This is a genomic window from Paraburkholderia sp. RAU2J (genome assembly GCF_003634845.1).
GTDB classification, from domain to species: Bacteria; Pseudomonadota; Gammaproteobacteria; order Burkholderiales; family Burkholderiaceae; genus Paraburkholderia; species Paraburkholderia fynbosensis.
On sequence record NZ_RBXG01000002.1, the window covers coordinates 2794098 to 2820822 of the forward strand.

At 64.9% G+C, this 26725-nt stretch carries 25 protein-coding genes; 8 read left to right on the top strand and 17 right to left on the bottom strand.

Features of this window, described 5'->3' with window-relative positions; all coding sequences use genetic code 11:
* The first annotated feature begins 71 nt into the window (after window positions 1-71).
* Window positions 72-731: a TetR family transcriptional regulator gene (locus B0G69_RS30070; RefSeq protein WP_121323528.1), complete on the top strand. Its 660-nt coding sequence runs from the start codon at window positions 72-74 to the stop codon at window positions 729-731.
* A gap of 199 nt (window positions 732-930) precedes the next feature.
* Here B0G69_RS30070 and pcaC read toward each other — a convergent pair whose 3' ends face one another.
* The 5 genes from pcaC to B0G69_RS30095 all read right to left on the bottom strand — a co-directional run bounded on the left by pcaC (window position 931) and on the right by B0G69_RS30095 (window position 5243).
* Window positions 931-1335 (bottom strand): 4-carboxymuconolactone decarboxylase, encoded by a 405-nt coding sequence (gene pcaC / locus B0G69_RS30075; protein ID WP_121323529.1) that lies wholly within the window; start codon window positions 1333-1335, stop codon window positions 931-933.
* Entirely contained in the window at window positions 1332-2123 is a 792-nt protein-coding gene (gene pcaD / locus B0G69_RS30080; RefSeq protein ID WP_121323530.1) for a 3-oxoadipate enol-lactonase, read from the bottom strand. The genes pcaC and pcaD overlap by 4 nt, the downstream gene beginning before the upstream one ends.
* Window positions 2124-2128: 5 nt before the next feature.
* Window positions 2129-3508 carry a 3-carboxy-cis,cis-muconate cycloisomerase gene (locus B0G69_RS30085; RefSeq protein ID WP_121323531.1) on the bottom strand — a complete coding sequence of 460 codons (1380 nt, stop codon included), beginning with the start codon at window positions 3506-3508 and terminating at the stop codon, window positions 2129-2131.
* 353 nt (window positions 3509-3861) lie between these two features.
* The gene (locus tag B0G69_RS30090; RefSeq protein WP_121323532.1) at window positions 3862-4521 is read right to left on the bottom strand and encodes a 3-oxoacid CoA-transferase subunit B; all 660 of its coding nucleotides are present in this window, start codon (window positions 4519-4521) and stop codon (window positions 3862-3864) included.
* Between the two features lie 14 nt (window positions 4522-4535).
* The gene (locus B0G69_RS30095; protein ID WP_121323533.1) at window positions 4536-5243 is read right to left on the bottom strand and encodes a 3-oxoacid CoA-transferase subunit A; all 708 of its coding nucleotides are present in this window, start codon (window positions 5241-5243) and stop codon (window positions 4536-4538) included.
* 457 nt (window positions 5244-5700) lie between these two features.
* On the opposite strand from B0G69_RS30095, the gene B0G69_RS30100 reads away from it, so the two are divergent.
* Together B0G69_RS30100 and folE are read left to right on the top strand one after the other, a co-directional pair.
* On the top strand, window positions 5701-6630 hold the full coding sequence (locus B0G69_RS30100; protein ID WP_121323534.1) for a LysR family transcriptional regulator: 930 nt from the start codon (window positions 5701-5703) through the stop codon (window positions 6628-6630).
* A 177-nt stretch (window positions 6631-6807) separates the two neighbouring features.
* A complete protein-coding gene (folE, locus tag B0G69_RS30105) occupies window positions 6808-7440 on the top strand; it encodes a GTP cyclohydrolase I FolE (RefSeq protein ID WP_121323535.1) in 633 nt (210 codons plus the stop codon).
* Between the two features lie 39 nt (window positions 7441-7479).
* Here the strand turns inward: folE and B0G69_RS30110 are convergent, their stop codons facing one another.
* Window positions 7480-8385, bottom strand: a complete 906-nt coding sequence (locus tag B0G69_RS30110) for a DMT family transporter (RefSeq protein WP_121323536.1) — start codon at window positions 8383-8385, stop codon at window positions 7480-7482.
* 335 nt (window positions 8386-8720) lie between these two features.
* Here B0G69_RS30110 and B0G69_RS30115 point away from each other — a divergent pair, with 335 nt between their 5' ends.
* Complete coding sequence (locus B0G69_RS30115) at window positions 8721-9755, top strand: VTT domain-containing protein (protein WP_121323537.1); 1035 nt, start codon at window positions 8721-8723, stop codon at window positions 9753-9755.
* Between the two features lie 55 nt (window positions 9756-9810).
* Here the strand turns inward: B0G69_RS30115 and B0G69_RS30120 are convergent, their stop codons facing one another.
* Window positions 9811-11385 carry a diguanylate cyclase gene (locus B0G69_RS30120; RefSeq protein ID WP_121323538.1) on the bottom strand — a complete coding sequence of 525 codons (1575 nt, stop codon included), beginning with the start codon at window positions 11383-11385 and terminating at the stop codon, window positions 9811-9813.
* Between the two features lie 128 nt (window positions 11386-11513).
* Window positions 11514-12395, bottom strand: coding sequence for a CHAD domain-containing protein (locus B0G69_RS30125; protein WP_121323539.1), 882 nt, complete (start codon window positions 12393-12395; stop codon window positions 11514-11516).
* 249 nt (window positions 12396-12644) lie between these two features.
* On the opposite strand from B0G69_RS30125, the gene B0G69_RS30130 reads away from it, so the two are divergent.
* Together B0G69_RS30130 and B0G69_RS30135 are read left to right on the top strand one after the other, a co-directional pair.
* On the top strand, window positions 12645-13238 hold the full coding sequence (locus tag B0G69_RS30130; protein ID WP_121323540.1) for a short chain dehydrogenase: 594 nt from the start codon (window positions 12645-12647) through the stop codon (window positions 13236-13238).
* 262 nt (window positions 13239-13500) lie between these two features.
* Entirely contained in the window at window positions 13501-15084 is a 1584-nt protein-coding gene (locus B0G69_RS30135) for an inorganic phosphate transporter (RefSeq protein WP_121323541.1), read from the top strand.
* 101 nt (window positions 15085-15185) lie between these two features.
* Here the strand turns inward: B0G69_RS30135 and ppk2 are convergent, their stop codons facing one another.
* Window positions 15186-16112: a polyphosphate kinase 2 gene (gene ppk2, locus B0G69_RS30140; RefSeq protein ID WP_121323542.1), complete on the bottom strand. Its 927-nt coding sequence runs from the start codon at window positions 16110-16112 to the stop codon at window positions 15186-15188.
* Between the two features lie 206 nt (window positions 16113-16318).
* Complete coding sequence (locus B0G69_RS30145; protein ID WP_121323543.1) at window positions 16319-16717, bottom strand: VOC family protein; 399 nt, start codon at window positions 16715-16717, stop codon at window positions 16319-16321.
* Window positions 16718-16893: 176 nt separating this feature from the next.
* Between B0G69_RS30145 and B0G69_RS30150 the strand changes: the two genes are divergently transcribed.
* Complete coding sequence (locus B0G69_RS30150) at window positions 16894-17937, top strand: trypsin-like peptidase domain-containing protein (RefSeq protein ID WP_121323544.1); 1044 nt, start codon at window positions 16894-16896, stop codon at window positions 17935-17937.
* A 156-nt stretch (window positions 17938-18093) separates the two neighbouring features.
* Here B0G69_RS30150 and ggt read toward each other — a convergent pair whose 3' ends face one another.
* From ggt to B0G69_RS30180, 6 genes are all read right to left on the bottom strand, one after another.
* Window positions 18094-19827, bottom strand: coding sequence for a gamma-glutamyltransferase (gene ggt, locus B0G69_RS30155; RefSeq protein ID WP_121323966.1), 1734 nt, complete (start codon window positions 19825-19827; stop codon window positions 18094-18096).
* A gap of 283 nt (window positions 19828-20110) precedes the next feature.
* Window positions 20111-21514: an MFS transporter gene (locus B0G69_RS30160; protein ID WP_121323545.1), complete on the bottom strand. Its 1404-nt coding sequence runs from the start codon at window positions 21512-21514 to the stop codon at window positions 20111-20113.
* Window positions 21515-21742: 228 nt separating this feature from the next.
* Entirely contained in the window at window positions 21743-22507 is a 765-nt protein-coding gene (locus B0G69_RS30165; protein WP_121323546.1) for a phosphocholine cytidylyltransferase family protein, read from the bottom strand.
* A gap of 27 nt (window positions 22508-22534) precedes the next feature.
* Window positions 22535-23554 carry a lysylphosphatidylglycerol synthase domain-containing protein gene (locus tag B0G69_RS30170; protein WP_121323547.1) on the bottom strand — a complete coding sequence of 340 codons (1020 nt, stop codon included), beginning with the start codon at window positions 23552-23554 and terminating at the stop codon, window positions 22535-22537.
* Complete coding sequence (locus B0G69_RS30175; RefSeq protein WP_121323548.1) at window positions 23551-24366, bottom strand: 2OG-Fe(II) oxygenase; 816 nt, start codon at window positions 24364-24366, stop codon at window positions 23551-23553. The genes B0G69_RS30170 and B0G69_RS30175 overlap by 4 nt, the downstream gene beginning before the upstream one ends.
* Entirely contained in the window at window positions 24363-25043 is a 681-nt protein-coding gene (locus tag B0G69_RS30180) for a CDP-alcohol phosphatidyltransferase family protein (RefSeq protein WP_121323549.1), read from the bottom strand. The genes B0G69_RS30175 and B0G69_RS30180 overlap by 4 nt, the downstream gene beginning before the upstream one ends.
* Window positions 25044-25283: 240 nt before the next feature.
* On the opposite strand from B0G69_RS30180, the gene B0G69_RS30185 reads away from it, so the two are divergent.
* A complete protein-coding gene (locus B0G69_RS30185) occupies window positions 25284-25715 on the top strand; it encodes a hypothetical protein (protein ID WP_121323550.1) in 432 nt (143 codons plus the stop codon).
* Window positions 25716-25752: 37 nt separating this feature from the next.
* Here the strand turns inward: B0G69_RS30185 and B0G69_RS30190 are convergent, their stop codons facing one another.
* Window positions 25753-26289, bottom strand: coding sequence for a hypothetical protein (locus B0G69_RS30190; protein WP_121323551.1), 537 nt, complete (start codon window positions 26287-26289; stop codon window positions 25753-25755).
* Between the last annotated feature and the right edge of the window lie 436 nt (window positions 26290-26725).

A 26725-nucleotide genomic window follows, 5' to 3' on the forward strand; every position in this document is an offset into this window, starting at 1 on the left:
CCGGGGAGCGGGTCCGCACGGCTCGCGCGCATGCAGTTCGACTGACGCCAACAACGAGATTCGAGACCACCATGAGTCCCACCGCCGCCCGCAAGCCGGGCGCCACCGGCATCCGCGCGAAACAGGCGCAAGACACGCGCGCCAAGATCCTGAAAGCGGCCATCAAGGTGTTCGCGAAACAGGGCTATGCCAGCGGCCGCGTCGAAAGTATTTCGAAGGCTGCGCGCTCGCACGACCGCATGATCTATTACTACTTCGGCAGCAAGGAGCAACTGTTCGTCGAAGTACTGGAAACGATCTACACGCAATTCAACGAAGCCGAAAGCAAACTCGATCTCGATCTGGACGATCCGGTGCACGGCCTCGAACAGATGGTCGAATTCGTCTGGCAGTACTACCTCGATCATCCCGAGTTCGTCACGCTGCTGTCGAGCGAAAACCTGCACCAGGGCAAGCATGCGAAAAAATCGCTGAAGCTCAAGGAAATTTCGGGCTACGCGATTTCCGTCGTGCAAAAGTTATTGGATGCGGGCCATGCGCAAAACGTTTTTCGCGCGGATATCAAAGCGCGCGACGTGTACCTGATGATCGCGTCGCTCGGCTATTTTTATAACGCCAATCAGTACACCCTGGGCGCGTTTCTCGGCGAGCCGTTGATGGAAAAAGCGGCGCTCGAACATTGGCGCGAAGTTATCAAGGATACGGTGTTGCGGGCGGTGTCGTACCGTTGATACCACTTACGACAAGACGCACAGGTCGGCCAAACTCGTCGTAGGTTTAGCTGGAAGTGTCCACGGGATTTGTCTGCGTCGGCAAATTGCCTGACGCATCCGCGGTCACATTGTTCCGCATATAAGAGGGTTGGAAGTGACCATCATTAAGCGCGCCGATGAACGGCGCGCGTTTCTCACCACGACGTAACAATCCGCTTTACGACTTCACGTCGCCCGCCGCCGCTGCGTCATCCTCGCGGAACAGTTTGTCCGCGAGGTGAAACGCCGAATTGGCTGCCGGCACGCCGCAATAGATCGCGGTTTGCAGCAGCACTTCCTTGATCTGCTCGCGCGTCACGCCATTGTTCTTCGCGGCGCGCAGGTGCAGCGCGAGTTCTTCGCTGCGATTGAGCGCGACCATCATTGCGATGGTCAGCAGGCTGCGCGTATGACGCGGCAAGCCGTCACGCGTCCAGATTTCGCCCCACGCATAGCGGGTGATGAAATTCTGGAACTCCTCAGTCAGCTCGGTGCGGTTCGCAAGCGAGCGATCGACGTGCGCGCTGCCCAACACCGCGCGACGTACGCCGAGGCCGGCTTCGTAGCGGTCTTCGTCGTTCATTTCGTCTCCGTCAGGAAGTCGAGCACGGTCTTCGTGAAAGCGTCGGCCTTCTCGATGTTTGAAATATGCGAGGCGTTCAGTTCGACATAACGCGCGCCGGGGATCGACTGCGCGAGTTCGCGGCCTTGCGCGGGCGTCGCGGCCAGATCGTGCGTGCCGCTGATCACCAGCGTCGGCACCTTGATGCCGGCCGTTTCAGGGCGCAGATCGGTTGCGTCGATCGCATCGCAATTCGATGCATAGCCCTCTTTGTCCGTATGCACGAACACGTCGCGAATCATCGCCAGCACGACCGGTTCGCGGTCGAAGTAGTCGGCCGTGAACCAGCGCGGCAGCACCGCATCAGCCAGCGCGAGCATGCCTTCGCTGCGAGCCTTCGCGGCGCGCGGCACCCAGACTTCCGGCGAACCGATGCGCGCGGCCGTGTTGCAGAGCACGACACGTTCGAAGCGGTCGCCGTGACGCGCGGCCAATGCCACGCCGGTCAGCCCGCCCATCGACAGTCCGCAGAAATTCGCGCGGGCGATTTTCAGCGTATCCATCAGGCCGAGCACGTCGCCGGTCAACTGGTCGATCGTGTACGGACCCTTCGGCGCTTCCGAATGGCCGTGACCGCGCGTGTCGTAGCGCAGCACGCGGAAATGTTTGGACAGCGCCGCGACTTGCGGCGTCCACATGGACAAATCGCTGCCGAGCGAATTCGACAACACGATCCACGGCGCCTTGCCGTGACGGTCGCCGTCGATTCGATAGTGAAGCTCGGTGCCGTTGACTGCGGCGTAGGGCATGCCGGTTACTCCTTGGAATGGGCGCGCTCAGCGCGCGAGGTGTGAAGTGCCAGCGCGGCGTCCACATAAGCGTGCGCCTGGCCGACGTATTGAGCGGGGTCGAGCAGCTGCTTCAGGCGCTCGAGCGGAAGATGGGCGGTGACGGCGGCGTCGGCGGCGAGCACCTCGAAGAGCGTCTGCCCGTCGCGGATCGCGGCCTTCGATGCGCGTTCGACCAGATGATGCGCGTCGAGCCGGCCGATGTTGTCGCCGAGCGCAAGCATCACGGCCTCGCCGAGAATCAGGCCGTGCGTGACGTCGAGATTCGCGGCGAGGCGCGGCACGTTCACGTTCAACCCGGCCGCGATCTGCTGGATATTGGCGAGCGCCCCGCCCGCAAGGCGCGCGAGGTCCGGCAGCGCGTCCCACTCGGCTTGCCAGCCGCCGAGCGCGCGCTCGTGTTCCTGGACCATGCCGGCGAACACCGTGGCGACCAGCCCCGGCGCGCGCGTGGCAGCGGTTAGCACGGCCGCGCAACCGACCGGGTTGCGTTTGTGCGGCATCGTCGACGAACCGCCTTTGCCGGCCGCGGCAGGCTCGGCGAGTTCGTCGATTTCGGTTTGCATCTGCAGCGAGATGTCACGCGCTATCTTGCCGAGCGTGCCGATCAGCATGCCGAACAACGACGCGGTTTCGGCAATGCGGTCGCGCTGCGTGTGCCACGGCAAAGTGGGGACGGCCAGGCCGAGTTCTTTCGCGAGCGACTGCGTGACTTGCGGCGCGGCATCGCGCAGACTCGCGAGCGTGCCCGCCGCGCCGCCGAATTGCAGCACCAGCACGCGAGCGCGCAGCGCGTCGAGCCGCTCGCGATGACGCAGCAGCGCGTCGAGCCATTGCGCGAATTTCAGACCGAGCGTGATGGGCAGCGCCTGCTGCAACCAGGTGCGGCCGATCATCGGCGTCGCGCGATGCGCCGCCGCGAGTGTCGCCACGGCGTCGCAGGTGGTTTGCAGACCATTGTCGAGCAGATCGAAGGTGTCGCGCAATTGCAGCACCGTCGCCGTGTCGATGATGTCCTGGCTCGTCGCGCCCCAGTGCACATATTTCGATGCTTCGGCGTCGGCCGCCTTGACGCGCGCGGTGAGTTGTTTGACGAGCGGAATGGCGAGGTTGCCGCCGAGCGCGGCGTCGCGCGCAAGCGCGTCGGCGTCGAGCTGGTCGGCCTGGCAGGCCGCTTCGATCGCGGCCACGGCGGATTGGGGAATCACCTGATGCGCGGCCGATGCGCGCGCGAGCGCCGCTTCCACGTCGAGCATCCGTTGCAGCGTCGCACGCGGCGCCCAGATGTCGTTCATCGGCTGTGTGCCGCAAAGAAGGCCGGTTAGACGGGCGCTGGAGTCGAGCATGATGACGTCGAGAGTCGAGGGAATCGGGAATGAAGATTGGGCGCGGCTTGCCGAACGCGCCGCGACACGCTGCGTTGGACGCAAGCGTCGAGTCGAGGCTCAACGCGGCGCATACCGCTCAGCGCCGCATGCACTGTAGACAACCTCGCGCACGCAGCGTTGCGGCGTATTGTGCGCCAAACGCGGCCGACATGTCGTTCAGGTTGGCATGCCGGCGGGGATGAGGCTCATGACTCACCCCCACCTGGCGTCACCCTGAGACGCCGTGCGCCGCGTCGAGCCGGTGCGTTGCCGCTCACTCAACGTGGTGGCGCGCGGACAGCTCAAGGCGCACAACGCCCACGCGTTTCGCGTCAGGCCGCGCGAGCCGCTTGCGTGCCGTCGATCAGCGGCACGCCGGTCAGCTTGTGCAGTGCATCGAAATCGATGTCCGAGAAGATCTCGCGCACCACGAGCCCCTGCTCGGTGACGTCGATCATCGCGAGGTCCGTGTAGATGCGGTCGACGCAAGCCACACCCGTCACCGGATACGTGCACTCCGCGGCGATTTTGCTTTCGCCCTGCTTGGTGAGGTGCTCCATCATCACGTAGACCTGCTTCGCGCCGATCGCCAGATCCATCGCGCCGCCGACCGCCGGAATCGCGTCGGGCGCGCCGGTGTGCCAGTTCGCCAGGTCGCCCTTGGCCGACACCTGGAACGCGCCGAGCACGCAGAAGTCCAGATGGCCGCCGCGCATCATCGCGAACGAATCCGCGTGATGGAAGTAAGCGCCGCCCGTGAGCAGCGTGACGTGCTGCTTGCCGGCGTTGATCAGTTCGTCGTCTTCCTCGCCCTTGGCGGGCGCGGGGCCCATGCCGAGCAGGCCGTTTTCGCTGTGCAGGAAGATTTCCTTATCGGCGCCGAGGTGGTTGGCCACCAGCGTCGGCACGCCGATGCCGAGGTTCACGTAAGCGCCTTCGGGGATGTCCAGCGCAACGCGCTTGGCCATTTCATCGCGGGTCAGTTTTTTCATGTCGGGTCTCCGGTTCAGGCGGCAGCGTCGTGAGGATTGGGCGTCGGCGCGTGTGCCGCTTGCGGCACTTCAATCACGCGTTGCACGAAAATGCCCGGCGTCACGATGTTTTCCGGGTCGAGCGCGCCGAGCGGCACCACTTGCGACACCTGCACGATCGCGGCTTTCGCCGCGCTCGCCATGATCGGGCCGAAGTTGCGCGCGGTCTTGCGATAGACCAGGTTGCCCCAGCGGTCGCCCTTATACGCCTTGATCAGCGCGAAGTCCGCATGCAGCGGCGACTCCAGCACGTAATGCTTGCCGTCGATCAGACGGGTTTCCTTGCCTTCGGCGAGCTTGGTGCCGTAAGCGGTGGGCGTGAAGAAACCGCCGATGCCCGCGCCCGCCGCACGGATGCGTTCCGCGAGGTTGCCTTGCGGCACCAGTTCGAGTTCGATCTCTCCCGCGCGATACAGCGCGTCGAACACGTACGAGTCGGTCTGGCGCGGGAACGAGCAGATGATCTTGCGCACGCGCTTCGCCTTGAGCAGCGCCGCGAGGCCGATGTCGCCGTTGCCCGCATTGTTGTTGACGATGGTGAGATCGCGCGCGCCCTGCTCGATGAGCGCATCGATCAGCTCCGACGGCATGCCGGCCGTGCCGAAGCCGCCGATCATGACGGTCGCGCCGTCGTGGACATCGGCGACGGCCGATTGAAGTGACTCGAAAATCTTGTTGATCATGTCGAATTTCCTTTTGGGGCGCTGCGTGCCGCCGAGCTGGCCGCCTTGGAATGGCAGGGCTTGCGGGACGGTCTCCGGGCCAAATGCTGGCGGCGGCTCGCCGATAGGGATGCGGGCTGGCGCCTTTGGTTGGTTCACTGCCGATTTGTTCGTTGTGTGAACATGGATTCGCTTAGCGAACGCTCAGGCGATTATGGTTGTCCTTCGGGCGGCTTGTCAAGGCAGGGAAATCCCCTTAATCATAGGTTCTTGTCCGCGATATGGGCGGGTTCATTGGACTCGGCGAGGTATCGCACCGGCAAGGCGTAAGCTCACGGTCGCCCCTCGTCGCGCCGCCGGGCGCAGAGGCAAAAGCAAAATCGCACTATCCTCCAAGGCGATTTTTCAACTACCCTTTATGCAAAAGACAGATAGCCGCCCGCCAGCGCCACTCCCAGCACCACACGCCCATAAAAGCATGTCCGAGACACATCTGGATTTGAACCTGATCCCCTATCTGGTCGCGATGGAAGACGCCCGCAACGTGAGCCGCGCCGCCGAGCAGCTCGGCGTCAGCCAGCCGCGCGTGAGCACCGCGCTGGGCCGCCTGCGCGAATACTTCGACGACCCGCTGTTCGTGCGCACGTCCAAAGGCATGGAGCCCACGCCGCGCGCGCTCGCGATCCTGCCCGCCGCGCGCGACGCGCTGCTGCGCATCGAGAAAGGCATGCTCGACGTGCAGGAGTTCGATCCCGCCACCAGCACCCACACCTTTTCGATCGCGCTGTCCGACGTCGGCGAAATCGTCTTCCTGCCGCGGCTTCTGCAACTGTTCGCCGAACGCGCGCCGTCCGCGAATCTGCGCTCGGTGACGCTGTCGCCCTCGCAGGTGGAACGCGGGCTCGAATCGGGAGACGTCGATCTCGCGGTCGGCTATTTCCCGGATCTGGCCGGCAATAACTTCTTTCAGCAGCGGCTCTTCACCCACCGGTTCATCTGCCTGATGCGCTCGGGCCATCCGCTTTCGAAGGCGCCGCTCACGCTCGCCCAATACGTGGCGTCGGGCCATGCAGTCGTACGCGCCGAGGGCCGCAGCCAGGAAGTCCTCGAACAGTATCTGGAGAAGAAGCGCATCAAGCGCCGTGCGGTGCTCGAAACGCCGCACTTCATGAGCCTGCCGTTCATCCTCGCGCGCAGCGATCTGCTCGCGACGGTGCCGCACGCGATCGGCTTCGCGTATGTGTCCGAGCATGCGTCGATCACGCTGGTCGAGCCGCCGCTGCCGTTGCCGCGCTTCGATCTGCGCCAGCACTGGCATCGCAAGTTTCATAACGATCCGCGCTTGAGCTGGCTGCGCGGCGTGGTCGCCGAACTCTTCAACGACGCGATGGACGAGTGGCCGAAGTGAAGCGCTCCCGCAGCAACCCCGCTTAGGGCCTGCTTCGCGGCAACGGCGGTCGCCGCCGGCGCGCCCCGACAGCGAAAGGGACATCGGCACGACTGAACGCAAAACATGGAACAATGGCCGCACTCATTGACCCCGCGCGCCCGTGAGCGTCGACGCGCGATCCCGGAGGAGCAACGCATGACCAGCAGCAACGAAAACAAGACCCAATCCGCAGTGGAACGCCCGAGCCGCGACGAGGCGGAAGCCGCCGTGCGCGTGCTGTTGCGCTGGGCCGGCGACGATCCGCAACGCGAAGGCCTGCTCGACACCCCGGCGCGTGTAGTGCGCTCCTATGAGGAGTTCTACGCGGGCTACCAGGTCGACCCGCGCGAGCTCCTTGCCCGCACTTTTTCCGAAGTGGACGGCTACGACGAAATGATCGTGCTGAAAGACATCCGCTTCGAAAGCTATTGCGAACACCACATGGTGCCGATCATCGGGCGCGCGCACGTCGCGTATCTGCCGCAGCATCGGGTGGTCGGCATCTCGAAGCTGGCGCGCCTCGTCGATGCGTTCGCGAAGCGGCTGCAGATCCAGGAAAAGATGACGGTGCAGATCGCCGATACGTTGAACGAAGTACTTCAACCGTCGGGCGTCGGCGTGATCCTCGAAGCCGCGCATCAGTGCATGTCGACGCGCGGTGTGCACAAGGCCGGCGTCACGATGGTCACGTCGCGCATGCTCGGCACGTTTCGCACGGACCCGTCCACGCGGCGCGAATTTCTGTCGATCGTCGGCAATCCGGGCGCGGTGGCGGTCGCCAATACCTGAGCGCGGCGGCGTAGCCGCAACGGCCGAACGCGTGGCCGCTCACGTCATGCCGCGCGGCATGCGCCTGCGGCCGAACGTGGCAAGCAGCACCGCGCCCAGCACGCACGCGACGCCCGCCAGTTGCGCCGCACCCACCGGCTCGCGCAGCACGAGCGCGGCGAACGCCACTGCGCTTACCGGCACGAGCGCCGTCGTCAGTCCGGCTTCCGCGCCGCTGATGCGCGCGGCGCCCGCATACCAAAGCAAGAAGCCCAGCACGGTCGGAACGAGCGCGTAATAGAGCACGCCGCGCAGCGCGTGCGCATCGACGGGCGCACGCCACGGCGTTTCGAAGCAGGCCGGCACCAGCGCCACCGCGAGGCCGATCCCGCACATCAGCGCCGACAGTGGCAGCGGCGCGACCGGCGTGCGCAGCTTGCGGTTGAGCAGGATAAACAGCGCCTCGCAGACCACCGCCGCGAACACCAGCGCGTTGCCCGTCAGCGAGCCGCCCGCATGCGGCGCGGCGAGCTCACCGCCAGGCACGGTACACACCAGCACACCCGCGGTCGCGAGAACGATCGCGCCGAGCAGCGCAGGCGCGGGACGCTCGCCGAGTGCAAGCATCGCGACGCCCGCCGATACAGCGGGCAAGGTACCGGCGATCACACCGGCATCGGCGGCCGACGCGAGCCTCATCCCGCTGATGAGCAGCACCGTATAGCCGACGCTGCCCGCGCCGGCCTGCGCGATCACGAGCAAGGTATCGCGCCGGTCGAGGCGCGGCCAGCGCACGCCGCGCCAGCGCATGATCAGCACGAACAACGGAAACGCAATCGCGAAGCGCAGCGCGGTTGCGCTAAACGGCGGCAATCCGGCCGCGATCGCCTTGCTGACCACCACCGTGCTGCCGACGCCGAGCATCGCCAGCGCGCAAAACAGGTATCCCGCGTAGCGCGAGTTCATGGTGTTGTCCTGTCGGTTGAGAAGGTTGCGACGCGCCCAGATTAGGTGGACTGGCGCCCACAGTCTTGAACGAAATTGCAGAGCCGCCTTGGGCTGACGGGCCCGGCACGCGCCCGTGGCCGATCGCGTTCGAACGATGGCGGCAAGCTCGCGCTGCCCGCGTGCCGCCCCACGCAGAGCGTGCCGGGGCGGAACCGGGAGGCCGCTGCCGACGGCCTTCCGCCACGCAATCCATCGGGTATCCTGAGCAGAGGACGCATCGGGAACGTACTTTGCATCTACGCTACGCAGTCCGCGCAGCACGCCGGCCAACCGCACTAATAGGAGCGCCTCAATTGGTAGCCTTTCCGTCTTCGGCGGTGTCAACCTGGGGCGGCGCAGTCGTATTCCTCAATGTCCTGCTGACACGCCTCGGCGTGCCGATCCCGGCGGTTCCCGTGCTGCTGTTCGCGGGGTCGGCAATCGCTGCCGGCACCCTGTCCTTCTGGCCGATTCTCGGCGCGGCGGTGTTCGGCGCGGTACTCGGCGACGGCGCCTGGTTCACCGCCGGCCGCCTTTATGGCCGCAAGCTGCTCGCGATGCTCGGCCGCCTGTCTCCCGCGGTCGATCTCAGAGTCGAGACCGCACGCTCGCTGTTCGAGCGCTTCGGCGTCCCGCTCGTGTCGATCTCGAAGTTCGTCCCGGGGCTCGGCTTCATCACGCCGCCGCTGATGGGCACGACCGCCGTCGACATTCGCATTTACGCGGTCTGGGATCTGGCCAGCGCGCTCGCCTGGGCGACGTTCTGGCTGCTCGGCGGCGCCGCCGCGCAACGGGAGCTGCACATGCTGCGCGACTTCGTCGAGTCGCGCGGCGGGACGATCGTGGATATTCTCGTGGGCGTGGCGCTGATTTTTCTGCTCTACCGTCTGTACCAGCGACGCCGCGAACGGCGCCAGCTTGCGGACGCCACATCGGCACAACGCGCCGCCGGAGGATGGCGCCGCATCGCGCCGTCGCTCGTGCTCGATGCGCGCCCGGACACGCCCGCGTTCGAGCCGCGCCGCATTCCCGGCGCGCTGGCGCTCGACCCCCACTCGCCCGAGCAGATCGACGGCGCGCTGCGCGCGCATGACATAGTGATTTACTGCATCTGCCCGGATAGCGCGACCGCCGTCGAGGTCACGCAGCGCATGCGCAGCAACGGCTACACGCGCATTCGCGCGCTGCGTGGCGGGCTCGATGCGTGGCAGCGGCGCGGCTTTCCCGTCGAAGCGCTTACGCCAGCTGACGAACCCGGTATCGGCAAACGCGCGCCGCCGCCACGCGGCGACGCGCGTGGTGCGATCACGCTGCGCGGGTTTGCGCCGCGCAGTAGTGCGGGGACGTGAAGGGCATGCAACGGTAAGCGGCGTCTCCAGCCACGCGCCCCAAGCCAAGCCCCTCTCACGCCGACGGGTCGTGCGCCATCGAAGGCGCCATTCCCTGCGCCGAACTGACCCGGTTGCGCCCGCCCGCTTTGGCTGCGTAAAGCTGCCGGTCGGCGGCGGCCAGCAGATCGAGCGCGCGCTCGCCCGCCGCGGGCACGCCGGTCGCGCAGCCGACGCTCACGGTCACCGTGGCCCCGTCACCATGGCTTTGCACGACATGCCGGCCCTGCACCTTGCGGCGGATTTTCTCGGCGACGCTCAGCGCCCCCTCGGCCGACGTCTCCGGCAACACCACCGCGAACTCCTCGCCGCCGTAGCGCACCACCACGTCGACCGAGCGCCGCACCACCGCCGAGATGCATTCGGCCACCGTGGTCAACGCTTCGTCGCCGCTTGCGTGACCGTACGCGTCGTTGAAGTGCTTGAAGTGATCGATGTCAATGAACAGCACCGACAACGGCTGCCCGCTGCGCCGCGCACGCCGCCATTCTTCGTCGAGCCGGTTATCGAGCACGCGGCGATTGCCGAGCCCGGTCAGTGGATCGGTCGCGGCGAGGCGCATCAGCGCGGCCTGCGCGCGCAGCTTGTCGCGCAACGCGAACGCCAGCAGCCACGAGACCATCACGACCACCGCGCCGAATGTCAGCGTCAGCACGCCGGCGATACGGCTGCGATGCCACCACGGTTCGAGCACTTCATCGACGGCGGGCGCCACCGCCGCGATCAGCGGCGTGCCCGGCACGCGAGCGTAGGTGTACATGCGCCGCACGCCGTCCATCGCCGACACCGCCTCGTACGTACCGGCATCGTGCGCGGACATCCGTTCGAACGTCGGCGACTTCGCTATGCTCGAGCCGATATCGCGCGCGGAGAACGGCTTGCGCGCGAGCAAAGTGCCGTCGTCCATCACGACGAACACCGAGCCTAGTTTGCCGGTGTCGATGCGGTCCAGCAGATGCTGGAAATACTCGATGCGAATAGCCAGCAGCGCGACGCCGGCAAATGCGCCGTCGGCGCCGTCGATGCGCCGCGTGAGACCGATCGACAGTTTCCCGTCGCGCAGACGCGAATGGAACGGGTGCGAGAAATATAGGCCGACGCTCGGGCTGCGCTGATGCGCCAGGAAATAGTCGCGATCGTCGAAGCGAACGGTGGCATGGACCTCGTCGTTCTGCGACGCGAGCACCTCGCCGTTCGGGCCGATCAGATAGGCGCCGCCGAGATAGGCGGCGGTGGTCGCGCGGTCGAACAGCACCTCGCGGCGCACCTCGGGGGGAAGCGCTAGCGCGGCCTCGTCGCGGGCGCCGTCCACTATCGACTGCAGCGACAAATCGTAGATTTCGACATTGCGTTCGAGGTCGCTGGAAATGATCGAAACGAGGTTCTGCGACGTTTGGCGCGCGTGATCGAGCGCGTCGGCGCGGCCCATGCCGAGCGTGAGCAAGGTCAAGCCCGCCATCGCCACCGCGACCAGCGTGCCGGTCATCCCGGCGACCAGCGGATGGTTGCCCACATACCGCGTCACGCCGGCTCCGGCCGCGTGCAGTGTCTTGCGCAGCCGACGGCGCAGCGAAAGCGTTTGACGTGCCACGTGCGCAGCGCCTCCTTGACAAGTGATCCGCACGGCCCGGCGCGTGCGGACGCTCCGCCCCATGTCGTTATATAAGCCGCCAGACGCGTAGCGACGTGGTCCGGCTCTTGAGCCCGCTCGTCAGTCCGTCACCGCTTGCGCAGCAGAGCCGCCGCCGTGCGCATGCGGCGTTTGCGCTCTTTTCCGAGCCAATCGAGCGTCGCTCCAGCATCGCCGGACCCGGCGAGCGATGCGGCATGCTCACGCAGCAAGCCCTCGCTGGCGACGACATCGTTCAGCGCACCGAAGCGTTTTTGAATCCGCTTGACACGCCTGGCGGTGCTTTTACAACTGCCCTTCAGAACCGGTTCGAAAAAATCGAGCAGATAGCGCAGTTTTTTGCCCGCCTTCCTCACGTCGTGGAACGCTGTGTAATCCGAACGTCTGGCACGGTTCGCGCGTTTCATGCGTTTCTTCAACGAGCGCTTTGCGGCGTCCACGCGCCGTGCGGCGAATTTGCGCAACGGCATGCGCTCGTGCGCGGTGTTCAATTCTTTAGACGCACCGGCGAGCGCTTCGCGCAGCAGATGTTTCACGTCAGCGTTCGATAGCGTTTCGCGGCTGACCGCCAATGCGCTGCCACGCGCTTCCTGGAGTCTGGGCGTGATGTCGTGTGCGCCGCTGTCCTCCAGCGACAGCAATTCGATCAGGATGTCCCAGTCGCGCGTCTTGCCAGCCGCCGTCGCGAGATATTTGAACAGCGCCCGCTGACGAATGCTCTCGTCCTTCTCGAGCAAAGGCGCGAAGGCCCACCACAAGGAGCGCAGGCGCCGCAGCGAAACGCGCAGTTTGTGCAGGGCTTCGGGCGACGCGTCCTCGCGCACCGCGCTCGCGTATTCGACCGCATGACCGACGAGCGGCGCCGCATATGAGGCGAACGCCGCTTGCGCCGAGGGCGCTGTGCTGGCCGGATTGACCGGCCGATCGCCGCTGGCGGATTGTTTGTCCATCTTCCCGCTGTCTCGCTTCATCGATACTCCTTGAATCGGCTTTATTGGGGACGTCACTGGCAGCGTAGCAAAAATAGTTCCCAAGGGGCACCCGGCGTTTTCTCTGCAGAGCGTGCGGCGGGAAAGCCGCGTAACGCGTTGCCCCGCGCCGCCGCAGCCGCACTTTTCCGCAATCGATGGCGTGCCGGGAGGTGAGCCACTATCCTGAACATGCGGGGCCGCGATTCCTGCTTCACCGTGAGCGGACGCGTTTTCGCGTCAGGAGGATGTATGCGAGTACTTATCGTCGGTGCAACGGGTCTGCTCGGCAGCGAAGTCGTGAAGCTGCTTTCGCCCGAACACGAGATCGTCACCGCCAGCCGCAAGGGTTCCGATCTGCACGTGGATCTGTCGGACAAGGCAACGATCGAGTCGATGTACCGTGAGGCCGGCACGCTCGACGCCGTGATCTGCACCGCGGGCGCGGCCAAATTCGCGCCGCTCGCATCGCTCTCCGACGACGACTTCTCGTTTAGTCTTGCCAACAAACTGATGGGGCAGATCAATCTGGTGCGTCGCGGCGCTGCTCACGTGTCGCAAGGCGGTTGCTTCACGCTGACAAGCGGCGTGCTCGCGCAACAGCCGATGGAAGGCAGCGCAGCCGTGAGCGTCGTCAATGCGGGCGTGGAAGCGTTCGTGCGTGCCGCGGCGCTCGAATTGCGCGGCAAGGCCCGCGTCAATGCAGTGAGTCCTGGCTGGGTCGCCGAAACGCTGGAGTCGATGGGCCGCGATCCGTCGCAAGGCGTGCCGGCCGCGATGGTCGCGCAAGCGTACAAACGCACGCTGGGGGGCAGTGCGAGCGGGGAGATCATTGCGGCTTCGTAGTCGCGTTTGCGCCTTCCGTTTGCGCTTCACTTGTAACCGCTCCTCGCCACGGCTTCGCAAAGCTGAAACCCGCTAGCGCTTTTCGGATATCCAATCATCGCTATCCGCCATTTGGCAGGCGCTCAGCCTATATCGCGCGCGGCCTGAACCCGCGCCATTCCCCGCGCTTGCGCCTGCGCCGGGCCGCCACGTCCCTGTCATCATTACGACACACAGCCCCCGCAGCATCGGAAGCTCCGCGACAAACTTCAGGGCTTACGTCATGCCGGAACTTTCGTATCCGCAGCCAGCCGCAGGCGGTAAAGGGCGCAATATCAGCCTGTTCATCTTCCTCGCCGTCATCGCGGTCGGCGCCGTCTACTGCGCCGTGCACTTGCTGGACGACTTGCAACCGGTCCGCGAAAGCTCGGTTCTTCCGTATCTGCTGCTCGGCGTCGCGCTGCTGATCGCGCTCGGCTTCGAGTTCGTCAACGGCTTCCATGACACCGCCAACGCGGTCGCCACCGTGATCTACACACACTCGCTGGCGCCGAATCTCGCGGTCGTGTGGTCCGGCGCGTGGAATTTCCTCGGCGTGCTGACGTCGAGCGGCGCGGTCGCCTTCGGCATCCTGCAGTTGCTGCCGGTCGAACTGATCCTGCAGGTGGGCAGCAGCGCCGGCTTCGCCATGGTGTTCGCACTGCTGATCGCCGCGATCATCTGGAATCTCGGCACCTGGTACTTCGGCCTGCCGTCGTCGAGCTCGCATACGCTGATCGGCTCGATCATCGGCGTGGGTCTCATGAACCAGTTGATGCACGGCACCAACGGGACGAGCGGCGTCGACTGGACTCAGGCGCTCGGCGTCGGCAAGTCCTTGCTGTTTTCGCCGCTGGTGGGCTTTCTCGCGGCCGGTTTGCTGCTGCTCATCCTGAAAGCCGTGGTGCGCGTGCCCGCGCTGTATGCCGAACCGAAGGGCAAGGAACCGCCGCCGTTCTGGATTCGCTGCCTGCTGATTCTGACCTGCACGGGCGTGTCGTTCGCGCACGGCTCGAACGACGGCCAGAAGGGCATGGGCCTCATCATGCTGATCCTGATCGGCACGGTGCCGACCGCGTATGCGCTGAACAAAGCGGTCACGCCGGCGGAAACGCAAACCTTCGTCGCGGTCGCGCAGCAAACCGCGGGGGCGCTCGCCCACTACACGCAGGGCGCCGCGCCTTCCACGGATCCGCGCGCCGATGTCGAAGCGTTCGTGCGCACCCGCCAGTTGACGCCCGCCACGTTGCCGGCGTTGCAGCAATTGACCGAACAGATCGGCTCACAGGTCGGCGCGTCGGGTTCGCTGGCCGCCGTGCCGCAAGGCAGCGTCGATAACGTGCGCAACAACATGTACGTCGCGTCCGAAGCAATCCGTCTGATGCTGAAATCGCACCAGCCGGCCTTCGCACCGGAGCACGCCAAAATCATCAGCAACTTCAAGGCGCAAACTGATCACGCGACCAAGTTCATCCCGACATGGGTCAAGGTCGCGGTCGCCATCGCATTGGGGCTGGGCACGATGGTTGGCTGGAAGCGCATTGTCGTCACGGTCGGCGAGAAGATCGGCAAGCAGCATCTGACATATGGACAGGGCGCCTCGGCCGAGATGGTCGCGATGGTGACGATCGGCGCCGCCGATATGTACGGCTTGCCGGTCTCCACGACGCACGTGCTGTCCTCGGGCGTGGCGGGCACCATGGCGGCCAACGGCTCAGGCCTGCAATGGGCCACCGTGCGCAGCCTGATCCTGGCGTGGGTACTGACGCTGCCGGCATCGATCGCGCTGGCGGCAGGCTTGTACTGGGTGTTTCGCGCGGTGTTCTAGATTCGCCGAGCCGGGGGCGGCCAGTCTCGCGGCTGGCCGCGCGCGGCATAAAAAAAGCGCGGCCTCGCCGCGCTTTTTGCATTGGGCCGGAGCGTGTCCGCTCAATACACCTCGGGCACGATCATCGACTCGGGCACCGGCTGACGGCTGTACTCGTCGTGATAAACGCGCGCCGGCAGTTCGATGGTCGGATGCTCGATCTCGTGATACGGCACCTGGCTCAGCAGATGTTGGATGCAGTTCAGCCGCGCGCGCTTCTTGTCGACGGCCTGCACGACCCACCACGGCGCCTCGGGAATATGCGAGCGCTGCAGCATCACCTCTTTCGCCTGCGTATAGGCTTCCCAGCGGCGCCGGCTCTCCAGATCCATCGGGCTCAGTTTCCACTGCTTCAACGGATCGTGAATGCGGTTCTGAAAGCGGATCTCCTGCTCTTCGTCGGTAATCGAAAACCAGTACTTGAGAATCTGCACGCCGCTGCGCACCAGCATCTTTTCGAATTCCGGCACCGAGCGGAAGAACTCTTCGTACTCTTCGTCGCTGCAAAAATTCATCACGCGCTCGACGCCCGCGCGGTTGTACCAGCTACGGTCGAACAGCACCATTTCGCCGCCCGCCGGCAGATGCGACACATAGCGCTGGAAATACCATTGCGTGCGCTCGCGATTGTTCGGCGCGGGCAGCGCCGCCACGCGGCACACGCGCGGATTGAGGCGCTGCGTGATGCGCTTGATCGCGCCGCCCTTGCCGGCCGCGTCGCGTCCTTCGAAAATGACGACGAGCCGATGACCGGATTGCACGATCCAGTCCTGCAGTTTGACGAGTTCGCCCTGCAGGCGGAACAACTCGCGGAAGTACATCTTGCGTGCTTCGCGATGCTCGGGCGTGAAGCCGTCCGCACCGTCGATGATGCGGTCGTCGACCTCCATCTCGAGTTCCTCGTCGTACGCATCGATGAGATCTTCCTCGAAACGGCGTTGCCGCTCTGCCAGCCATTCGGCTTCAGGTCTCGGGTCCTGCTCTTTCATTGCGGCTCTCCTGGCAACAGAAATGGTTAGGCGCGCGGCCAACGCGACGCAGACGCGTTCGATTATCGAAGCGCCAGGTGTCAGGCATGTTACCGCTGCGGCCATCCGGACGGCTGCGCGGCGGCGGGCGCGTTCGCTGCGCGCGTGCGATCGGCACGCGCCGCGAATAGTGACGATGATAGCGAGTTTCGCGCGCGCACCCGGCGCTAATACAAGGGCCGAGCGAAGCTCAGTTCGTGACCGTCCGGATCGGTGATATGGAAATAGCGCTCGCCCCACGGCGCGTCGGATGGTTCGAGCGACGGCCTCAGGCCCGCGGCCAGTGCCTTGCGGTACAGCGCGTCGACGTCGGAGACGTAGAAGATCACGCGCCCCCACCAGTTGACCGGCGCGCGCGTATCGACGATCAGGTTCAGGTACGCGCCGCCGAATGCGAAAGATGTAAAAGCCTCCTGCGGACCGCCGTATTTCATCGGGAAACCGAGCGCTTCATAGAACGCGACGGCGCGCGGCATATCGCGGGTAGCCAGCGTGATGGCGCTGAGCGACTCGATGCGCGGCTCTGTCGGCGCGTCGGAAGAGGATGAGGGGGTGGATGCGGGCATACGTGTCTCCTTCTCGGCGTAGTCGGAACGCGGGCGGCGGCTCATGACGCGGCGCTCACCCAACCCACGCATGAGGAAAGTGTCTCACAGCGGACCCGACCGCCCCACCCCGCGTGCGCCCTTGAAAACCCCGACCGCGCCCCGCATCTGCGATTCCGTTTATCCGGAGCATCGCCATGGGAAGCCGCCCACGCTTCATCGATGACCTGTCGCGCGCCGCATCCGACGCCCCCGGGCCCCACTCGCTCAACCCCTTATCCGACGACGCCCTGCTCGACGCCTACTCCCGCACCGTGATCGGTGCGCTGGAACGCGTCCAGCAGGCGGTCGCCTTCATCTCCGTCGAACGCCGGCTGCCCGGCGAGCCGTCCGGGCGCGGCCGAGGCGCGCGCGGCGGCACCGGCTCGGGCTTTCTGTTCACGCCCGACGGCTATCTGCTCACCAACAGCCACGTCGTCCATGGCGCCACGCATATTCAGGTGACGCTCGCCGACGGCGCGAAGTTCGACGCCGATCTGGTCGGCGATGACCCCGGCAGCGATCTGGCCGTATTGCGGATCGGCTCGCCGGAGCCGCTGCCGCACGTCGAACTCGGCGAATCGTCGAAGCTGCGCGTCGGGCAGATTGCGATCGCCGTCGGCAATCCGCTCGGCCTCGCGCAAACGGTGACCACGGGCGTGGTGTCGGCGCTCGGCCGCTCGCTGCGCTCGAACTCCGGCCGCATGATCTACGACGTGATCCAGACCGACGCCGCGCTCAATCCCGGCAACTCGGGTGGCCCGCTGATCAATTCGGCGGGCCAGGTGATCGGCGTGAATACCGCGATCATTCCGGGCGCGCAGGCAATCTGCTTCGCGACCGCGATCGATACGGCCAAGTGGGTCATCATGCAGATCTTCGCGCACGGCCGCGTGCGACGCGCGTATATCGGCGTGGCGGGCACCACGGCGCCGTTATCGCGGCGCGTGCAGCGGTATTTCGGCTTGAGTTCGGAGAGCGGCGTGCACGTGATGGAGATCGTCAAAGGCAGCCCGGCCGCGCTCGGCAGTCTGCGCACCGACGATACGATCGTCGCGATCGATGGGCTAAGCGTGCAGGATGTCGATGGCCTGCAACGCACGCTCGACGCGTCGCGGATCGACAAGCCGGTCGGCGTGACCGTGCTGCGCGGCGCGCAGCGGCTCGAACTGACGGTGACGCCGGTCGAGCAGGCGAGCTGAGGAAAGCGGCCGGCGGCAGGCCGCTTTTGTTGCGCTGTGGGTAGGACGTACGGGTCGGCGCTAGAACATGGAGAGCCAATAGCCGGCCTGCATGAAGCTCTACCCGGCACTCGCCAAGACCGCCGCCAACACGCGGCGGTCCCAATCCAGCACCGCTTACTGAATCACCCGCGTGACCCCACGGCCACGCGGATCAGCAGCCGCTTCCGGCGTATCCCCATTGACCTTGATCGCCTGGATGTCGCCGCTGAAATTCTGCCCCTTCAGCGTGTAGCCCTTCGCTTCGATCTGCTGCGCGAGTTCACCGTCGATCGGCTTGTACGGCTCCCAGAAAATCGTGTTCGGCGGCAACAGCTGATGATGAAAGCGCATCGCGGCGACGGCTTCCGGCAATGGCATGTTGTAGTCGTACACGTTGTTGATCACCTGGAAGATCGACGTGAAGATGCGCGAGCCGCCCGGCGTGCCGATCACGAGCGCGACCTTGCCGTCCTTCGTCAGAATCGTCGGGCTCATCGAAGAGAGCGGGCGCTTTTTCGGTTCGATCGAATTCGCGTCGCTGCCGACCACGCCGAACATGTTCGCGACGCCCGGCTTCGCGGAGAAGTCGTCCATCTCGTCGTTCAGCACGATGCCCGTGCGGTCTGCCACCACGCCCGAGCCGAAATAGCCGTTGATCGTGTACGTGTTCGACACCGCGTTGCCCCACTTGTCGATCACCGAGAAGTGCGTGGTCTCAGCTTTCTCCGGCATGCTGGTGCCGAGACCCACCTGCACGCTCTTCGTGTCCGACGGCGAGCTCGGATTGACTTCGGCGGCGCGCTTCGCGATATACGCGTCGCTCGTCAATTGCGCGACCGGCACCTTGTAGAAGTCGGGGTCGCCGAGATATTGGGCGCGGTCGGCGAACACGCGCTTCTCGATCTCGGCGATCAGGTGCACGTATTGCGGCGAATTGAGCGGCACGCCCTTGAAGTCGGGCGCGAGATCGGCCTTCATCTTCAGCAGTTGCACGAGGCCGATGCCACCCGAACTGGGCGGCGGCGCAGTGTACACGCGATAGCCGTTCCAGTCGGCCTGGATCGGTTCACGCCACACGGCTTTGTATTGCTGCAGATCGGCCTTCGTGATGAGGCCATGACCGCGCATCGACGCGGCGATCAGATCGGCCGTCTTGCCCGAGTAGAAATCCTTCGCACCCTGATCTGAAATGCGCTGCAGCACCGCCGCGAGATCCGGCTGCTTGAAGTTGACGCCCTGCTTCAGATTGGCGAAGTATGTGTCGAAGTTGGTCTTGCCCGCGAACTCTTTCGCGGCCGCGTCGCGACGTTCCTGCAATTGCTCGCTGACTTCGAAGCCGTCGCGCGCGTAATGAAGCGCTGGCGCCAGCACCTGCTTCCACTTGAGCTTGCCGAAGCGGCGCTGCGCCTGCCACATGCCGTCGACGGTGCCCGGCACGCCCACCGCGCGATACCCGAACAGGCTCATGCCCTTGATGACCTCGCCCTTGTCGTCGAGGTACATGTTCCTGGTCGCGGCGAGCGGAGCGCGCTCGCGATAGTCGAGGAAGTACGGTTTGCCGTCGACATAGAGCGTCATGAAACCGCCGCCGCCGATGTTGCCCGCTTCCGGATACGTCACGGCAAGCGTGAAGGCAATCGCGACGGCTGCGTCGACGGCATTGCCGCCTTGCTTGAAGATCTGCTCGGCGGCGTCGGCGCTGTACTTGTCGGCCACCGCGATCGCGGAGGCCGTGAGGATAGCGGGCTGCGCTTTCCCGGGCGCCTTCGCAATGGCCGGCGTGGCCTCGAGGAAAGCGGTCGATACGCAAACGAGTGCGACCAGCGCGAATCCGCTGGCTGAAGCTTTGGCGTTGCGGAACAAGCTCAATGAATACCCCCAGGACGATTGTTTCATCTGACAACGATTCAAACTGCCTTGGGCTTATAACATGCGAAGTGACGCTTTGCGAAGTCGCGACAATTCGTAGGGCGCATGTAGCGGTACACAAAAACGGGGCTCGCGCGAGTGCGTCGGAAGGCGGTGACGGCGGCGTGATTGCGGGAGAGAAAAAGTGGCGCACGCATCGATCATCAGCAGCGACGAAACGATGAGGCGTCAATGCGACCGCAAACACAACGCCATCGCCAATGACCACCTCACCCGTTCAGCTTCACGCCCGCCCGCGGCTACCCCGCGCGATTTCATCGCCGGCGTCTCGCGGCAAACGCGCGGTGACCGGAATCGACATGACCGAGAACAGGCCGACCACGAGAAACGCCGGCCAGAAGTCCGAGAACACGATGCTCGAATGACCCTGCACGTTGTGAGAAATCTGCAGCACGATACCCGCGATCGTCACGCCGAGTCCCAACGAAATCTGCTGGATCACGCTCGCCACACTCGTCGCCCGGCCGACGTCGCTGCTCGGAATATCCGCATACGCCAAGGTGTTCAGCGACGTGAACTGCAACGACGGAAAGAAACCGCCGAACAGCACGACACACCAGATCAGCCAGTGCGGCGTGCCGGGAAAGAACAATCCGTACACGGCGATGGCCGCGCCCGCGCAAGCCGCGTTGAACATCAGCACGGTGCGAAAGCCGAATCGTCCGAGAATGCGCGACGCCGCCGCCTTCATGAAGATCGATCCGAACGCGGATGCGCAGGTGATCGACCCCGCTCTGAACGCGGTCATGCCCAGACCTTCCTGCAACGCGAGCGGCAATAGGAACGGCACCGCCCCGAGCCCGATGCGAAACAGCGAACCGCCCACCACGCTCGCATGAAAACTCGGAATGCGCAGCAGCCGCAGATCGAGCACCGGCAATTCAACGCGGCTCGCGTACAGCGCGTACAGCAACAGCAGCACCACACCGGCCACGCACATGCCGATCGACGCGCTCGTCGGCACCAGTTCGCCGCCCACCAGCGAGAGCCCGAGCATGAACAGCGACGCACCGCTCGCGGACAGTAGGAAACCGGTCCAGTCGAGCCGGCCCGGATGCGCTTCAAGCACGTTGGCGATGTGCTTGTTCGCGAGCCAGATGCCCAGCAGACCGATTGGAATATTGATGACGAAGATCAGACGCCAGTGCAGATACGTCGTGATGAAGCCGCCGAGCGGCGGTCCGACCACCGGCCCGAGCAAGGCCGGCACCGTCAGATAGTTGACGGCGCGAATGAACTCGGACTTCGGCACCGAACGGAAAATGATGATGCGGCCCACCGGCACCATCATCGCGCCGCCGATGCCCTGCACGAAGCGCGCGACCACGAAGGTCCCGAGCGACGTGGAGGCCGCGCACATCAGCGAGCCGGCCATGAAGACGCCGATTGCCGTGCGAAACACCGTGCGCGAACCGAAGCGGTCGGCCACCCATCCACAGATCGGGATGAACACGCCGAGGCCGATCACATAGGCAGTGACCGCGAGCTTGAGGGTGATGGGATCCTGGCCGAGGTCGCGTGCCAGAACCGGCAGCGACGTCACGATGACCGTGCCGTCCACGTTTTCCATGAACATCGCGCACGCGACGATCAGCGGCACGATGAAGGCGCCTAAAGCGAGAGGCATTGGCATGACGACGGGCTGCTAGGCCGTCGAGGTAAAGAGTCGATTATGGCATTGCAGCGGCGACACGGGGCGGTGCGCGAAGGCTTTCGTGCAGGTGCGCACGCGTGCGTGCGCCGCTTCGTCGTGCGTCCTGCGACGGGCGCGCAAAACGCAACGAAGGTGAAGCGGCGTACAGCCGGTTCACCTTCGCGATACAGCAGGATGCAGCGGGATACCTGCGGAAGCCGCTTAGCGCGACGCGCTGACGAGCGGTTGCAGTTGCGGCAGGATCTCGGTGCTCGCGCGGGCAACGTCGTTCGGGAAGTCGATTTCAATCCACGGCGCGCCGGTCACGTCGGCGGTATCGAACACCTGGCTGCGCTCCAGCAACAGGTCGCGCACGGCTTCCTCGTGCGGCATGTTGGCCCGGCCGCTGTCGATATAGCCCGCGACGATCTCGGCGAAACGTTGCGCGGTTTCCTGGCGGAAACGGAAGAAGCCGACCGATTCGCCGATCGTGTCGTACTCGAGATTGACCGCGAGCTGCTTGCGCAATTCGACCGGCACACCGTCCTTCAGACATAGCTTGACGGGCTCGTCGCCGGCTTCGAAATCACGGTCGATCAGCAGGCGGTTGACCGTCTCGCCCGCCACCAGCGCGCTCAGAATGCGCTCGTCGTAGAGCACGTCGGCGTCCATCAGCAGCACGTCGCCACCGCGCGTGAGCGCGTCGGCCACCGTATGCACCGTCAGCACGCTGCCCAGATCGAAGCGCGGGTTCAGCACGGTTTCCACCTTGCGCGGCCAGTTGATGCGCTGCAGCTCCGCCTGCACCGATTCCGGCTGAAAGCCGAGCGCCAGCACGACGTCCGTCACGCCAGCGGTTTCGAGCATTTGCAGATGCCGTTCGAGCAGGCTCATGCCGTCGAACTGCAACAGACATTTCGGGAACTGAGCTTGCGGCGGTTGCTGAAGACGCAGGCCGAGGCCCGCCGCGAGGATGATGGCACGCATGCGCGGTCCTTTGAAAAAATACGGAGATTAATCGGCAACCGGCACGCGCGCCGTGGCGCGCCGCCGTTGCCAGCTTCTTTCGCTGAAGTGCAAAACCAGCAGCCCCGGCAAGCCTAGCAGGATTTCGCGCGCACGCTTGGCGAGCGACAACGCCAACGCCGCATCCGGCGGCAACCCGACCAGCGGCGCGAGCAGCAGATAGCCGCCTTCCTGCACGCCGAGCGAGCCCGGAATCATGAACGCCGCGCCGCGAATCGCCTGCCCGATGCTCTCGAGCAACAGCGCGTCGATCCAGTCGACCGGATGGCCGAGAAAGCGCAGCGCGAGCCACACTTCGACCGTGCCGACGATCCAGCCGACGAGACTCAACGCGAAACTCGCCGCTACCTTGCGGCGCTCGCGGTACAACGCCTGCACGGCGGCGTCGACAGCTTCCGCGCGTGTCATCAGCGAGGACCAGTCGCGCTTGCCGAAGACCTTCGAGACCACGCCGAGCAGTCGGCCGAACAGGCCGCGCCGCTGCGCATAGTAGAAACCGACGATCATCGCGCCGAGCACGCCGGTGGCGATCAGCGTCGCGGTTTGCAGGTCATGCAGCGCGCCGTTGGCGGCATACGCGCCGAACAGCAGCAGCCCGCCCAGTGCGAAGACGATTTGCGCGAGCGCCTGCGCGGTCGTACTGACGGTGATCGCGGCGGCGGCCTCGCGCATGCGCATGCCGCGTTGAGCGAGTTGCCGCACCATCACGACCGGGCCGCCGATCTGTCCGGCCGGCAACAGACTATTCACCGATTCGCCGATCCAGCGCGCGAACAGCGCGTCGCGCAACGACAGATCGTGATGCGCGCCATGGCGGCGGCGCTCGAACAACACGGAGATCGCGGCGGCGTCGAGCGCCAGCGGCACGACGTGAACCGCCGCGACGAGCGCGAGCCCCCACCCCGCCGCGAGCAGCGTCGAGGCCACCGAGCCGAAGCCCTGCCAGGCGAGCAGGCCGACGAACAGCGCCGTCCCGATCGACAGCAGAAGCAGGGCCGCGCGGCTCATGCGCGGTCCTTGCCGCGCGCGGCGAGTTGACGGAATACCTGGCGGAAACCGAAGTACGCAATCGCGTCCTTCATGTTCGAGATCAAGCGGCGCCACGGCCGCATGTTCGGGTCCGTGACGTATTCGAATGTGAGCGACACGCGCATCTCGTTCGCGCCGGCCGGCGTGACGCGGTGGCGCAGCTTGTCGCCGTCGAAAAACACGAGACCGCCCGGCGGAATCTGCACCGAGCCCGGCTGATCCGGCATGTCCGGATTGCGCGTGTGCAATTCGTAGTCGAGCCGGCAGGACGAGTCGTCGATCACGCCGAGCAGCAGCGTGTAGCGACGGCCGTCATAGTACGAAGTATCGTAGTGCCAGCCGATGTGGTCGCCCGCTCGAGTGTAGTAGTACAACGCGTAGGCATGCGGGTCGTCGAGCGGCGAGACCTGCAGCTTGTCGCCGCTCAGTTGTTCGAGCCAGCCGATCAGTTCCTTCGAGCGATACAGCTCGGCGATGAACGGCGCGAGGCGGTCGATCGTGTGCCGGCTCACGCTGCCACCCTGCTTGTGGCCCGGCAGGTAGTTGCGGTTCACCTCGTCGAGCAGCGCGCGCGCGCTGTGGATGAGCTGGGCCGTGACTTCGGGCGCGAGAAAGTCTTCCAGATAGAGGAACGCGTCCTGAGCGGCGAAGTCTTTGCGCAGACGCGGCGTGTCGAACGTGCGCGTGCGGTTCGCGACCGCGCGGTCGGCATTCGGCGCGGCCGGCGCCGCAGCGGAAGCAGCGTCGGCAGAGACCGCTGCGATCACGTCGTCTTCGGCGTGCGTACTCATTCACTAGCCCACGTTTGACTGGTTTTGGAAGCCCCCGCAGTGCGGCGCGCAACACGCCAGTAGTCGACCACGACCCACGCGGCGAAGAGCGGCGCGCCGATTGACGCGACCACCACGAAGGGCATCACGACGTTCGTCAGCGTGACGATCGGCAGCAGGTACAGCACGTCTTCCGTTTCGAAGCCGCCGACCGATGCCTGCTTCGTGCCCGCCTTGCCCGCCATTTCCTCGATGCGCATGCGCAGGAAAAAGATCAGCGCGACAGCCACGCCGGCCAGCGCGCCGAGCACGCCCGGCGCGACCTTCAGGCCGCCGAACTGCGAGGCGCCCACACCGACGCCCATGCCGACGAACAGCATGACGGTGACGAGCGCGTCGCACGCGAGGTCGTAAAAATGACCGATCCGGCTCGACTTGCCGCTGATGCGCGCGAGTTCGCCGTCCGTGTGATCGACAAAATTCGATAGCACGATCAGCAGCGCGCCCACATTGGCCCAGGCGAATTGGCCATGAGCGAGGCACAGCGCGCCTGCCACGCCGATCAGCAGACGCAGCGTAGTAAGGTGATTCGGCGTAACCCAGCTGTTCACCAGCGGAGTCACGAGCTGGCGGGCGAGCCGGGCGTCCCACGTGCGGGGTGGCGGGACGTTAATTGGAGTTTGGGGTTGCGAGGTCATAACCCGGAAATATATACGGGATTGTAAAATATTGCTTTCTTCCCGCACGTTTCTTTGAGGCACGTTCGTTACCGGCGTGTGTCAGCCGCAAAGCAAGATTTGCCGAATCGCGATACAGTGCGAATCCAGTTGCGCCTGTCACGCGGAATCCCTTCGATACGCAACGTCTTTCGGGTCTAAACCCCCGCGCCGCCCCACGTTGCAAAACGACGACATCGAACCCGGCGCGACTCAACGCTTATGAAACGTTTTATTTCTTCTGTACTCCTGCTTCTGGCGGCCGCCCTGCCGATGCGCGGTTTCGCGGCGTCGCTCGACGCCGCGCTCACCTGCAATCAAAGCGGCCATCAGTTCATCGCCGACCTCGCGCAGCGGGAACTCATCGATCCGAAACCGACCCGCGTCGAACAGAATTCGATCAACGCGTTCTCACCGGCGCCCGGCGCCGATCTAAGCGCATTCGGCTTTCATGTGTTCGCGGTGGTCGGCTACGAAAAAGACGACCCGCTGTTTCGCGTCGGCAATGGCGAGCCGCTCGCACGCTCGGCCTACGGCGTCGTAGTGTTCGGCAGTGAAGCCAAAGTGCGCAATGCGCTGGCCGGGGCCGGCAGCACGGCGATCGTGCATCACGTGGCGCCGCTGATCACGGCCATTTTCTGCAAGCGGAGCTGAGGCTCGAGCGCGACAGCCCCAGCCGAATCGCCTGCCCCTAGCCCGGACGACGAAACTCGTTTTCGACCCACGCCGCCGCGCTCGCCTTGCTGAGCTTGAAGTTGGGCGCGACCTGCACCTGCGCGAGCTGTTCGCCGAACGCATCGAGCGCGGTCAGCAGCGCGTACGGTTCGAGTTCATCGGGGACGATGTCCAGCGTGATGTCGAGTTCGTCGTTCCCGTCGGCGCTCGCGACCCGCACTTCTTTATGCAGTTGCGCGCGCAGTTGCTGCTCATGACGGCGCAGCACTTCCGACGCGGTCTTGACTAGCGTGTTGAACGCCGAGGTGTCGAGCGGCTTCGGATCTTTCTTATTGCGGCCCATCGTCCACGGTCCGACGAGCGCGGGTTCCGCTTCGCCGTCCTTGATCATTTCGACGGCCCAGCCTTCGTCGTCTTCATTCTTGATCACGCGCGCGGTCCAGCCGTCGTCGCGCCACAGACGCGCTTCGTGGACGCTTTCGTCCAGCCCGGGCGAGCCTTCCGTCGTGAAATCGGCAGCGGCGTCGGACGATGGAAGGGGTGTATCGGTCATTACAGGTTCACTCACGTTCGCGGGGCAAAAACACATCTCAAGCACGCAATTCTACCTGCCCTAAGCGCGCCGGCCGCGCCCCTCTGACGAACGGACAAGTCGTGGCGAACCCATGGTCCAGCGAAATACGCTATTTCCGTATTCGCGGGAACTTATAAAATCATTATAAAAAAGCCCATAAAAAAACGCGGCCCGAAAGCCGCGCGTAGAAATGAAAAAGACACCCTCGGTCAAAGGGGTGCGCGAATTGTAGATCCGTAATCGATCAAGATAGACCATGCAATCGGGAAGAGTGCATTGCAAAAAACGGAATAAATCCTCACGCACTCAGTAATAGGTTGTAAGGCCCACCAGGACTGGCTGAGCGGATGCGTCGCGAGCCAGCAACACCGCTCCGATCGAGCTTCCCATTCCAGTTTCCTAAACCAGCCACTTT